Raw genomic sequence first — 12334 nt, 5'->3', positions numbered from 1 at the left:
CTCCGTTTCGACAATCCCACGATGTCTCACAATCCACTCCAGGTGGCGCGCCGCGTCGACGCCATCGAACCCTTCCGCGTGATGGAAATGGTCAAGGCCGCGGCCAGCATGGTGCGCGCCGGCCAGGACGTCATCAGCATGAGCGTCGGCGAACCCGATTTCACGGCACCCGACGTGGTCGCCCGCGCCGCCATGGACGCGATCCAGCGCGGCGCCACGCAGTACACCGAATCGCTGGGCCTGCCCGCCCTGCGCGACGCCATCTCCACGCACTATGCCCGCGCCTACGGCCTCGACATCTCGCCGCAGCGCATCGTCGTGACGGCGGGCGCGTCGGCCGGCCTGCTGCTGGCCTGCGCCGCGCTCGTGGCGGAAGGCGACGAGGTCCTGATGCCCGACCCGAGCTATCCGTGCAACCGCCATTTCGTCAGCGCATTCGGCGGCCGGGCCGTCCTCGTGCCGTCCGGCCCCGCCGAACGCTACCAGCTGACGGCGGCCCAGGTGGCCGGGCGCTGGACGGAACGCACGCGCGGCGTGATCGTCGCGTCGCCGTCGAACCCGACCGGCACGTCGATGACGCCGGCGCAGACGCGCGACGTGGTCGCGGCCGTCCGCGCGCGCGGCGGCTTCTCCATCGTCGACGAGATCTACCAGGGTCTCTATTACGGTGAAAAAGAAGGCGACCGCGCGACGAGCGCCCTGTCCTTCGGCGACGACGTCATCACCGTCAACAGCTTCTCGAAATACTTCAGCATGACGGGCTGGCGCCTGGGCTGGCTCGTGCTGCCGGAGTCGCTCGTGCCGGCCGTCGAAAAACTGGCGCAGAACCTGTTCATCTGCGCCCCCGCCATCGCCCAGCACGCGGCGCTGGCCGCCTTCCACGACGACGCCATCGCCATCTTCGAGGAGCGCCGCCGGGAATTCCGCCGCCGCCGCGACTTCCTCGTGCCGGCCCTGCGCGACCTCGGTTTCCACGTGCCCGTGCTGCCGGACGGCGCCTTCTACGTGTATGCCGACATCACGCAGGTGAACCACCCGCTCGCGCACGACAGCAGCGCGTTCGGCATGGCCGTGCTGCGCGACGCGCTGGTCGCGCTCGTGCCGGGCGACGACTTCGGGTTCGCCGCGCCGAAGCAGCACGTGCGCTTTTCCTACGCGACGAAGTACGAGCGGATCGAGCAGGCGGTCGACCGCCTGGCGACACTGATCAGGCGCTGACCGCGGCCGGGGCGTCGGCGACGACGGCGAGCAGCGCCGCGGCGCCCACCGGCTTGACGAGATAGCGGTCGAATCCGGCCGCGAAGCCGCGCGCCTCGTCGTCCGGCTGGCCGTAGCCCGTCAACGCGATCGCATACGGACGGGCGCCTGCCTGTTGCGCGCGCAGGGCCTGCATCAGCCTGAGGCCGTCGAGTTCGGGCAGGCCGATGTCGCACACGATCACGTCCCACCGCTCCGCGAGCGCGCGCGCCAGGCCTGCCCGGCCGTCGCCGGCACAGACGACGTCATGTCCTTCCGCCGCGAGGATGTCGGCCAGCGTGGCGCTGGCATCCGCATTGTCTTCCACGAGCAGGATGCGGCGGCGCGGCGTGGCCCGGGGCGGCTCGGACCGGACCGGCGCCGCGGGCAGGCCGGCGGCGCGCGGCAGGCGCACCGTGAAGCGGCTGCCGCGGCCGGGACCGTCGCTGTGGGCCTCCACCGTCCCGCGGTGCATGCCCACGAGGTTGCGCACGACGTTCAGGCCCACGCCAAGCCCGCCCTCGGACCGGGCCAGCGAGCGCGGGCCCTGCGTGAACAGGTCGAAGATGTAGGGCAGCACCTCGGGCGCGATGCCGGTGCCGTCGTCGGAGATGGTCACCACGATCTGGTCGGGATCGGCGTGCGCGGCGAGCCGCAGCCGCCCGCCGTCGCCCGTGTACTTCGACGCATTGCCGAGCAGGTTCGTGAACACCTGCGCGAGGCGCACCTTGTCGCCTTCCACCGCGACCGCCGCCGCCGGCAGTTCGACGTCCAGCGCCTGGCCGCGCTCCAGGATGCGCGGCTGCACCGTTTCGACGGCGTGGCGCAGCACGTCGGCCAGCGCCAGCGTCTCGACCGCCAGCCTGATCTTGCCGCTGCTGAGCCGGGCCGCGTCGAGCAGGTCGTCGAGCAGGCGCGCCATGTGGTCGACCTGGCGCGTGATGACGCTCGCCAGGCGCAGCTGCTGCGGCGCGGCGCCCGCGTCGCGTTCGAGCAGCGAAGCGGCCATCGCGAGCGGCGACAGCGGGTTGCGCAGCTCGTGCGCCAGCATCGCGAGGAATTCGTTCTGGCGGCGGTTGACGGCTTCCGCGTCTTCGCGCTGGTCCTCGGCGTTGAAGGTGGCGAGGACGAGGTTCTCGTTCGCTTCGCGCAGCCGGGCCACGTCCTCTTCCAGCGCGCGGATGCGGTCCAGCAGCAGCGCCTCGCCGGGCGAGGCGCTCACGCTCGGGTGCGAGAGTGCTTGCAGGGAACGCTGTTCCGAAACAGGGGGCTGTTGCTGGTACGTTCCCATCGTCGTCCTCAGTTGTGCGGCGGGCGCCGCGTCGGAAAGCCCGACATCAGGGCATCGAGTTCCGTCGCATGCGGATCGACCTCGATGCCCTTGTCGGTGATGCGGTATTCGCGCAGCTCGTTGCTGTGGTCCGTGCCGCGCACCTTCACCACCGTCATGAACTTGCAGATGTGTCCCTCGATTTCGGCGAAGCGCATCGACAGCACCGCGTCGGCCAGGAAGCACAGGTTGTCGATCGAGAAGCGCCAGTTCGGCGTGTTGTCCTCGTAGCCGACGGTAATGAGGGCGGTGACACCGCGCCGCGCCAGCAGCGACAGCGTGCGCAGCACGGACACGCGCAGGTCGTAGCGGAATTCCGGCGCGAGGTACAGGCCGATCTCCGACAGCGAATCGATCACGACGCGCGTCGCGCCCGTGCGGTCGATCGCCTCCGTCAGCTGGTCCAGCAATTCCTCGACCGTGAGCGACAGCGACAGCGATTGCAGCACCGTCACCTGGCCGCCCTGCACCATCTTGACCAGTTCCGCGTTGTGCAGGCGCGCCGTGTGTTTTTCGAAGAACACGGCGACGCCTTTCTCGCCCTGCTCCGCCCCGGCCTGCAGGAAGCGCGTCCCGAGGATCGTCTTGCCGATCCCTGTGGGGCCGGAGACGAGCATCGTGTGGCCCTGCGGCAGGCCGCCGTGCAGCAGGTCGTCCAGGCCCGCGACGCCGGTCGGAATGCGGGCCGGATCGGCGGCGATGGTCAGGTAGGCATCGGGCTGCGGCGTGAGCAGGCGCGGATAGACGCGGATACCGTCGTCCGTGATGCGCAAGGTGTGCGCGCCCGCCATGTGGGCCTGGCCGCGCATCTTGATGATGCGGATCTTGCGCACCACCGCGTCCTCGTCCAGGTTGTGCGACAGCGCGATCATGCCGTCGGCCACCGTGATGATCGGGTTGGCCTCGACGTCGGCCTGGCTGTATTCGCCGATCAGGAACGTGGTCGCCTGCCACGTGGCCATGCGCGAGCCCAGCTCCTGGATGAAGTGCTGCAGGTCCCACAGGCCCTCGTTGCCGCTGCGCGCCGTCTGCACGACGGAGCGGAACGAATCGACGAACACGAGGCTCGGGCCGAAATCCTCCACTTCGCGCATGATCCGTTCCAGCACGCCGCTGAAATCGCCGGCGCGCAGGTCGTCGGCCAGGTTGACGTAGCGGACGGCGGGTCCGACTTTGTCCATGTCGAAGAACGAGAACTGCTGCTGGTAGCGCAGCATCTTCAGCGGCGGTTCGCCCAGCACCGTGAAGAACAGCGCGCGCCGCTGTTCGCTCGCGAGCGCAAACATGATCTGGTGCGCGAGCGTCGTCTTGCCGCTGCCGGGCGCACCCGCGATCAGCGTGAACGAAAACTCGGTCAGGCCGCCGCCCAGAAGCACATCGAGCCCTGGCACACCGGTGCTCAGTTTCTCCAGGGTTACTTTTCCGCTCATTGCTTGTGCTCCTCCTGATTCTTTTGCGGCGTGCCGTCCGCACCGGTTTCGGACAGCAGCCGTGCCGTCAACGCGGGGCCGATGAGGGTCCCCAGCTGCCGCACGAACAGACCCATCAATTCATCGTGTGTCGCGGCCGCTTCCCGGGGGTCCGCCGCCGCCAGGTCTTGCTCGAGAGCGGTCAGCAGCAGCGTGCTCGTGCGGCGCGTGGCGTCGACGCTGAGCCACGCCCGCGGCGGCGCCAGCAGCCGCGCCGAGCGCGTGAACAACGCGACGAAACCGCCTTCGCCAATCAGCGGCACCAACTGCCGGCCCAGGCGCGACCAGGGCCGCATCAGCGGCGCGGCATGATCGGCGGGAGCCGGTTGCGCTCTGTTTTCGTCTTTATCCATGCAGGGGTGGTGTCGGGGTTGTCATGCCATGCGGCGTGGCCTCGGCTTGGCACGTCCGTTCTACCGATTATAACGCGAATGCATGGTTAATTTTTTTAATAGAGTGTCAATACGGACAACGTGCGACGCCCGGTGCTACCATCGCGCTTTGTATCGATCATGAGCCGTTCACCATGCTTTTCCGTACCAGTGCCGCTTCCTTGCTCCTCGCCGCCGCAGGCGCCGCGCATGCCCAGTCCGCCCCGCCCGTGGCCGAGGCGCCGCTGCGCGCCCACCTGTCCTTTCTCGCCGACGACCTGCTGGAAGGCCGCGGCACGGGCCAGCGCGGCGGCGAACTGACCGTGCGCTACCTCGAGACCCAGGCCGCCGTGCTGGGCCTGAAGCCGCTGGCGGACGGCGGCTACCGCCAGAAGGTCGAACTGATCGGCCAGAAGACGCTGCCCGCCAGCCAGCTGCGCTTCGTGGCCGGCGGCCGCGTGCTGCTGGCCACGTTCGGCCAGGACGTGGTGTTCGGCAACGCCAACGGCAACGCGGCCACGCGCGTGTCGGCGCCCCTCGTGTTCGTCGGCTACGGCATCGACGCGCCCGACGAACGCTGGAACGATTTCCTCGGCGCCGACGTGAAGGGCAAGGTGCTCGTCGCGATGGTCAACGATCCGCAGCCGACCGGCGCGGAGCCGGACCGCTTCGGCGGCAAGTCGCTCACGTGGTACGGCCGCTGGACGTACAAGTTCGAGGAAGCCGTGCGCCAGGGCGCGGCGGGCATCCTGCTGATCCACACGACGCCGTCCGCGTCGTATCCGTGGAGCGTCCCCGCCAACAGCTTCTCGCACGAGCAGTTCCACCTGGCGGGCAAAGGCAACGCGCTGCAGGGCTGGATCAGCGAAGACATGGCGCGGACGCTCCTCGCGGCCAGCGGCCAGGACCTCGACCGCCTGCGCGCCGCGGCCGAGGTGCGCGGCTTCAGGCCGGTGCCGCTCGCGGCCAGCGTCGAGGCCGACGTGAAGAGTGCCGTGCGCACCGTCGTCGAGTACAACGTGGCCGGCGTCGTGCCCGGCACCGATCCGAAGCTGCGCGACCAGGCCGTGATCTATTCCGCGCACTGGGACCACCTGGGGATCGATCCGGACAACGGCAAGCCGGACCACATCTGGAACGGCGCCATCGACAACGGCTCCGGCACGGCCGCCCTGCTCGCGATGGCGCAGGCCGCCGTCAAGCGTCCGGCCAGGCGCACGCAGATCTTCCTGTGGCCCTGCGCGGAAGAACAAGGCCTGCTGGGCAGCCTGGCGTATGTGCGCCATCCCGTGTGGCCGCTGGCAAAGACGGCCGCGGACCTGAACCTGGACAGCATGAACTTCGTCGGCCGCACGCGCGACATGGGCGTGGCCGGCGCCGAACGCAGCTCGCTGTACGCGACGTCCGCCACGGTCGCGAAGGCGATGGGCCTGGGCCTGGCCGCACCGGTGCCGGACCTCGGCGGCGCCTACTTCCGCGCTGACCACTTCAACTTCGCCAAGGCCGGTGTCCCCGCGTTCAACGTCGGCTCGGCCGTGTTCTCCGGCGACGGCCATTTCGACTTCGAGCATGACCAGTCCGCGGAAGGCGCGAAGATGCGCGCATTCACCAAGGACTACCACCAGGTCAGCGACCAGTACGACCCGTCCTGGGATTTGTCCGGCATGGTGCAGCAGGCGCAGTTCACCCTGAATCTCGGCTATGCGGTCGCGAATGCGCCGACGATGCCGACCTGGAAGGCGGGCGAGGCGTACGGCAAAGTCAAGCGTTGAAGGGTTACCAAAATGCGACTGGCTTCGGCCCGGTCCGGCGGGTAATATCGTGAGTCGAGGCAATACCCTGCCTCGCTCACGACACCTCGACCACAGGACCACCATGAAGCAGACCTTGCTCGCCGCCGCCCTTTCCCTCGCCCTGTCCGCGCAGTTCGCGCCTGTCGACGCCCTCGCCGCGCCCGTTGCCGCCAAGGCGGCCGCAAAGGCCGACGCGCGTTTCCAGGCCATCTACAAGGCGGAGTGGCAGTGGCGTGTCAAGCAGCGGCTCGCGTGGGACGAGGACGAGCCGCGCGACGTCCGCGACGCGCTGCCGAAGGTCGACGCGCGCACGCAGGCCGCGCGCCTGGCGATGTGGGAAGGCGTGCTGCGCCAGCTGGACGGCATCCGCGCGGCGGACCTCTCGCGCGCCGAGCAGATCAACCATGCCGTGTACCGCGCGCAGATCGCCGCGTTCGTCGCGGCGCAGCGCTTCCGCGAATACGAGCAGCCCGTGAATGCGGACAGCGCGTTCTGGTCCGACATCGCCTACATCGCGCGCCGCCCGCTGAAGAGCGCGGAAGAATACCGCGCCTACCTCGCCCAGTTGGCCGACCTGCCCCGCTACTTCGGCCAGGAACTGGACAATATGCGCGCCGGTCTCGCGCGCGGGTTCACGCCGCCGCAGGTGACGCTGGCCGGGCGCGACGCGCCGCTCCTCAATATCGTGAACGCGAAGGCGCCGGAAGACACGGTGTGGTACACGCCGTTCAAGGAGATGCCGGCGACGATTTCGATGGACGAGCAGGCGCGCCTGCGCGCGCAGGGCATCGCGCTGATCGGCAGTGCCGTGAAGCCCGCGTACGCGCAAGCCCTGCAGTTCTTCCGCGACGAGTACGTGCCGAAGGCGCGCACGACGCTCGCCGCCGAGCGCCTGCCGGACGGGAAGGCGTATTACCAGTCGAAGATCGCCGAGTACACGACCACGGACATGACGGCGCAGCAGATCCACCAGATCGGGCTGTCCGAGATGGCGAAGATCCGCGCCGACATGCAGCAGACGATGGTCAAGGCGGGGTTCAAGGGCGACCTGCCCGCCTTCCTCGCTTTCCTGCGCAGCGACCCGCAGTTCTACGCGAAGACGCCGGAAGAACTGCTGATGCGCGCCGCGTGGATTTCCAAGAAATTCGACGGCAAGGCCGACCAGTACTTCGGCTACCTGCCGCGCCGCCGCTTCGCCATCGTGCCGGTCCCGCCGGACCAGGCGCCGTACTACACGTCGGCGCGCGGCGGTCCGGGCATCTACCTCGTCAACACGTACAACCTGCCGGCGCGCGCGCTGTACAGCCTCCCCGCGCTGACCCTGCACGAATCGGCGCCGGGCCACGCGTTCCAGATGCCGGTGGCGCTGGAACAGCAGGGCGTGCCGCCGTTCCGCCGCGCCTACATTTCCGCATATGGCGAAGGCTGGGCGCTGTATTGCGAGCGCCTGGGCAGCGAGATGGGGATGTACGAGACGCCTTACGAAACGTTCGGCATGCTGAGCTACCAGGCCTGGCGCGCGAGCCGCCTCGTCGTCGACACGGGCATCCACGCGCTGGGCTGGACGCGCGAACAGGCGCAGGCCTACATGCACGACAACACGGCGCTGTCCGACCACGAGATCGAGACGGAGGTCGACCGCTACATCTCCTGGCCGGGGCAGGCGCTGTCGTACTACCTGGGCGAGATGGCGATCGTCGAATCACGCCGGAAGGCCGAGGCGGCGCTGGGCGACAGGTTCGACATCCGCGCGTTCCACGACACGGTGCTGCAGCTCGGGGCCGTGCCGCTGCCCGTGCTGAAGGCGCGGATCGATACGTTCATCGCGGACGGCGGGAAGTCGCCGTATGAAAACGTCAAGCGGCCGGCATCAAAATAATTCGACCTTCAGCTGCACCGAGATGCCGCCGTACAGGCGATCCTTGTACGACGGGATCACGCCGACATTCACGCCCACGCGTCTATACTCGTACGTGAACGTGGGCACGACGGCCGGGAACCAGCCGCGGTCGCGCATCTTCGGATACCCGTCGAACAGCGCGATCGCCGCGCCGAGGCGCACGGGGCCCAGCGCATACGGCTGCCAGAGCACGCCCGCGTAGTTCGAGTAATAGCGGTCGCTGTTGACGAAGCGCCCGGCGGCGGCCGCCATCGTGCCGGAGAAGCGGTATTCGACGCCGACGCCGCGGTTGCCGCCGTTGAGGTTCTTGTCGCGGTCGAAGTGGTAGGTCGCGAAGCCGCTGTCGATCCACAGCTCGCTCTTCGGGTCGGCGTCGATCTTCGTGAACAGGTCGTCGGCGTGCGCGCCGGTGCCGAGCAACGCCAGCAAGGCGAAAAGAGTGTGCGGCTTCAATCGTCGGCCTTCGGATCGAGATCGGGGAACATCACTTCCGTGAAGCCGAAGCGGGTGAAGTCGCGGATCCGCATCGGGTACAGGATGCCCAGCAGGTGATCCACTTCGTGCTGCACGACGCGCGCATGAAAGCCGTCGACGTCGCGGCTGATCGGGTTGCCGTACTGGTCGACGCCCTCGTAATGCAGGCGCGTGTAGCGCGGCACGCTGCCGCGCAGGCCCGGCACGGACAGACAGCCTTCGACACCCTCTTCCATCTCTTCCGACAGAGGCTTGAGCACCGGGTTGATCAGCACCGTCTCCGGCACGGCGGGCGCATCCGGGTAGCGCTGGTTCTTGCCGAAGCCGAAGATCACCAGCTGCAGGTTGACGCCGATCTGCGGCGCGGCCAGGCCGGCGCCGTCGACGGCGTGCATTGTCTCGAACATGTCCCGGACCAGCGCGTGCAGCTCGGGCGTGTCGAACCCGCGCACGGGCTCCGCCACGCGCAGCAGGCGCGGGTCGCCCATCTTGAGGATCTCGCGGATCGTCATTTCGGCAGGTCCGCGCACAGGTGCGTGAGGAATTCGCGGTAGCCCTCGGCCGTCTCCGGGTGCTTCATGCCGATGGCGGCCGTCGCCTTCAGGTAGCCCAGCTTGGAGCCGCAGTCGTAGCGCGTGCCGGCATAGCGGTACGCGAGCACGCGTTCGCGCGACATCAGCGACGCGATGCCGTCGGTCAGCTGGATCTCGCCGCCGGCACCGGTACCCAGGTTTTCCAGGTGTTCGAAGATGGCGCCGGACAGCACGTAGCGCCCCACGACGGCCAGGGTCGACGGCGCGTCCTCGGGCTTCGGTTTCTCGACGATGCCGGAGACCAGTTCCAGGTCCGGACGGTAGGCGCGCGCGCTGACGATGCCGTACTGGCGCGTGTTTGCGCGCGGCACGTCCTGCACGGCGAGCACGCTGCACTTCTCGTAGCCATACAGGTCAGTCATCTGCGCCAGCACCGGCTTGTGGCCTTCGGCCGTGTCCATGAAGTCGTCCGCGAGCAGCACGGCGAACGGCTCGTTGCCGATCACGGGACGGGCGCACAGCACGGCGTGGCCCAGGCCCAGCGCGGCGGGCTGGCGGATGTAGATGCAGTTGACGTTCTTCGGAATGACCTGCTGCACGAGCTTCAGCAGTTCCTTCTTGCCGGCCGCTTCCAGCTCCGATTCCAGCTCGTAGGCCTTGTCGAAATGGTCTTCGATGGCGCGCTTGTTGCGGCCGGTGATGAACACCAGTTCCGTGATGCCGGCGGCCACCGCTTCCTCGACCGCGTACTGGATCAGCGGCTTGTCGACGATGGGCAGCATTTCCTTTGGCTGGGCCTTGGTGGCCGGCAGGAAGCGGCTACCGAGGCCAGCGACCGGGAATACGGCTTTCTTGATTGCGGTCATTGTGAAGCTCCTATTTTATTGAATTCTGTGCACCCAGCAGGGCCAGCAGGCCCGCCTCGTCCAGCACGGTCACGCCGAGCTGCTCGGCCTTTTCCAGCTTGCTGCCCGCTTCCGCACCGGCGACGACGTACGAGGTCTTTTTCGATACCGAGCCGGACACCTTGCCGCCCGCCTGTTCGATCAGCGCGCCCGCGGCATCGCGCGACATCGTCGGCAGGGTGCCCGTCAGCACGAAGGTCTTGCCGCTCAGCGGACCGGCCGCGTCGACGGCATCCTGCGGCAACTGCGCCAGCAGCTCGGTGCGCAGCGCGGCCAGCGCGGCCAGCATGGCGCGGTTGCCCGGCACCGCCATCCACTGCTCCAGCGCCGTGACGACGCCTTCCGGCAAGCCGAACACGCTGAAGATCTTCAGGTGCGCGAGGTCGTCCAGGGTGCGGCCGTCGGCCAGCAGCTGGCGTGCGCGCGGCTCCGTCAGTTTCGGGATCCCGAGCGCGGCCAGCAGGCCCACGTCGTCCAGCTTTTCGCGCAGCTGCGCGCGCGGCGCATGCTCGCCCTGCGGCGCGACGCCCGCCGCCAGCAGGTCGTTCAGCGCCTGCTGGTTCTTCTCTTCCGCGAAGAAGTCGGCGATCGCTTCCGCGACCGTGCCGCCGATGTCGGGCAGCACGCGCAGCAGAGGGGCCGGCGCGCGCCGCACCAGCGCCAGGCTGCCGAGCCAGTCGGCCAGCGTCTTGGCCGTCGACTCGCCCACATGGCGGATTCCCAGCGCGAACAGCAGCCGCTCCAGCGGCGGGTGCTTGCTGGCGGCGATGGCGGCCAGCAGGTTGTCCGCCCACTTCGTCGCGACCTTGCCCTGCTTGACCGTCTCCGGCGTCGTGCCGTCGCGTTCATCGGCGAGGCGTTTCATCTTGAGCAGGTCGTCCAGGGTGAGGCGATACAGGTCCGCCACGCCGTGGATCAGGTTCGCTTCGACGAGGCTGTCGATGTAGCGGTCGCCCAGGCCCTCGATGTCCATCATGCGGCGACCCGCGAAATGGCGGATCGCCTCCTTGCGCTGCGCGGCGCACGTCAGGCCGCCGGAGCAGCGCGCGATGGCCTCGCCCTCTTCGCGCACGACGTGCGAGCCGCACACGGGGCACCTCTTCGGCAGTTCGTACACGGGCGGCACCGGCGTGGGGCGGCGCTCCAGCACGACGGACAGCACCTCGGGGATGACGTCGCCCGCGCGGCGCACGACGACCGTGTCGCCCACGCGCACGTCCTTGCGCCGCACCTCGTCCTCGTTGTGTAGCGTGGCATTCGTGACGGTCACGCCGCCGACCGAGACGGGCACGAGGCGCGCCACGGGCGTGATCGCGCCCGTGCGGCCTACCTGCACGTCGATGGCGGACACCGTCGTCAGCGCTTCCTCGGCCGGGAATTTATGGGCGAGCGCGAAACGGGGCGCGCGCGACACGAAGCCCAGCTCGCGCTGGTCCGCCAGGCGGTCGACCTTGTAGACGACGCCGTCGATCTCGTACGGCAGCGACTTGCGGCGCGCGCCGATGTCGTGGAAGTAGCCCAGCAGGCCTTCGCATCCGGTGACCACCGCGCGTTCCTTCGCCACGGGAAGACCAAGCTGGTCGAGCCAGTCCAGTGCCTTCGAATGCGATTCCGGCAGCGGCGCGCCTTCGAGCAGGCCGATGCCATAGGCGAAGAAGCGCAGGCGGCGCTGCGCCGTGATGCGCGCATCGAGCTGGCGCAGGCTGCCCGCGGCCGCGTTGCGCGGATTCGCGAATTCCTTCTGGCCCGCGTCGCGCTGGCGCTGGTTCAGGCGTTCGAAGTCTTCCTTGAACATCAGGACTTCGCCGCGCACTTCCAGCACGGCCGGAATATCGTCGCCACGGAGGCGCAGCGGGATCACCTTCACGGTGCGGATGTTGGCGGTGACGTCCTCGCCCGTGTAGCCGTCGCCGCGCGTGGCGGCCTGCACGAACACGCCGTTCTCGTAGCGCAGGCTCATCGCGAGGCCGTCGAATTTCAGCTCGGCCGCATACTGCACCTGCGCACGGCCGAGGCCATCGCGCACGCGGCGGTCGAAGTTGTCGATGTCTTCATCGGAAAAGCCGTTGTTCAGCGACAGCATGGGCACGGCATGCGTGACCTGCTTGAACTCGGGGATCGGCGCGGCGCCCACGCGCGACGTCGGCGAATCCACCGACACGGCTTCGGGATGCTGCGTTTCCAGCGCCTGCAGTTCGCGGAACAGCTTGTCGTATTCGGCGTCGGGAATCGTCGGCGCGTCGAGCACGTGGTAGTTGTAGATGTGGTGGTTCAGCTCCTTGACGAGCCACGCCATCCGTTCCAGCGCATTCTCGCTCATCGT

10 protein-coding genes are annotated in these 12334 nt (G+C 68.6%); 3 read left to right on the top strand and 7 right to left on the bottom strand.

Annotated elements, in window-relative coordinates:
• Positions 1-21 precede the first annotated feature (21 nt).
• Positions 22-1218 (top strand): pyridoxal phosphate-dependent aminotransferase, encoded by a 1197-nt coding sequence (locus tag QPK29_RS12050; RefSeq protein WP_371768402.1) that lies wholly within the window; start codon positions 22-24, stop codon positions 1216-1218.
• Here QPK29_RS12050 and QPK29_RS12045 read toward each other — a convergent pair.
• The 3 genes from QPK29_RS12045 to QPK29_RS12035 form a co-directional block, all read right to left on the bottom strand.
• The gene (locus QPK29_RS12045) at positions 1208-2458 is read right to left on the bottom strand and encodes a hybrid sensor histidine kinase/response regulator (protein ID WP_371768401.1); all 1251 of its coding nucleotides are present in this window, start codon (positions 2456-2458) and stop codon (positions 1208-1210) included. The two genes, QPK29_RS12050 and QPK29_RS12045, sit on opposite strands and share 11 nt — an antisense overlap.
• 77 nt (positions 2459-2535) lie before the next feature.
• Positions 2536-3996, bottom strand: a complete 1461-nt coding sequence (locus tag QPK29_RS12040; RefSeq protein WP_371768400.1) for an RAD55 family ATPase — start codon at positions 3994-3996, stop codon at positions 2536-2538.
• On the bottom strand, positions 3993-4388 hold the full coding sequence (locus QPK29_RS12035) for a hypothetical protein (RefSeq protein WP_371768399.1): 396 nt from the start codon (positions 4386-4388) through the stop codon (positions 3993-3995). Before QPK29_RS12035 ends, QPK29_RS12040 begins: the two co-directional genes overlap by 4 nt.
• 173 nt (positions 4389-4561) lie before the next feature.
• Here QPK29_RS12035 and QPK29_RS12030 point away from each other — a divergent pair, with 173 nt between their 5' ends.
• Both QPK29_RS12030 and QPK29_RS12025 read left to right on the top strand, forming a co-directional pair.
• Positions 4562-6178, top strand: a complete 1617-nt coding sequence (locus QPK29_RS12030) for a M28 family peptidase (RefSeq protein WP_371768398.1) — start codon at positions 4562-4564, stop codon at positions 6176-6178.
• Between the two features lie 103 nt (positions 6179-6281).
• The gene (locus tag QPK29_RS12025) at positions 6282-8078 is read left to right on the top strand and encodes a DUF885 domain-containing protein (protein WP_371768397.1); all 1797 of its coding nucleotides are present in this window, start codon (positions 6282-6284) and stop codon (positions 8076-8078) included.
• Here the strand turns inward: QPK29_RS12025 and QPK29_RS12020 are convergent.
• The 4 genes from QPK29_RS12020 to ligA are packed head-to-tail and all read right to left on the bottom strand — an operon-like array spanning position 8070 to position 12331.
• Positions 8070-8552, bottom strand: coding sequence for a hypothetical protein (locus QPK29_RS12020; RefSeq protein ID WP_371768396.1), 483 nt, complete (start codon positions 8550-8552; stop codon positions 8070-8072). The two genes, QPK29_RS12025 and QPK29_RS12020, sit on opposite strands and share 9 nt — an antisense overlap.
• A complete protein-coding gene (gene def / locus QPK29_RS12015; protein WP_056135294.1) occupies positions 8549-9085 on the bottom strand; it encodes a peptide deformylase in 537 nt (178 codons plus the stop codon). The genes QPK29_RS12020 and def overlap by 4 nt, the downstream gene beginning before the upstream one ends.
• Positions 9082-9972, bottom strand: coding sequence for a UTP--glucose-1-phosphate uridylyltransferase GalU (gene galU, locus QPK29_RS12010; RefSeq protein ID WP_056135296.1), 891 nt, complete (start codon positions 9970-9972; stop codon positions 9082-9084). The genes def and galU overlap by 4 nt, the downstream gene beginning before the upstream one ends.
• 10 nt (positions 9973-9982) lie before the next feature.
• Positions 9983-12331, bottom strand: coding sequence for an NAD-dependent DNA ligase LigA (gene ligA / locus QPK29_RS12005; protein WP_371768395.1), 2349 nt, complete (start codon positions 12329-12331; stop codon positions 9983-9985).
• Positions 12332-12334: the final 3 nt, after the last annotated feature.

It is taken from the genome of Massilia orientalis, from assembly GCF_030411975.2.
Taxonomy (GTDB): Bacteria; Pseudomonadota; Gammaproteobacteria; order Burkholderiales; family Burkholderiaceae_D; genus Telluria; species Telluria orientalis.
Note: the sequence above shows the minus strand (reverse complement) of the source record. Positions and strands in the feature narration are given on the sequence as shown.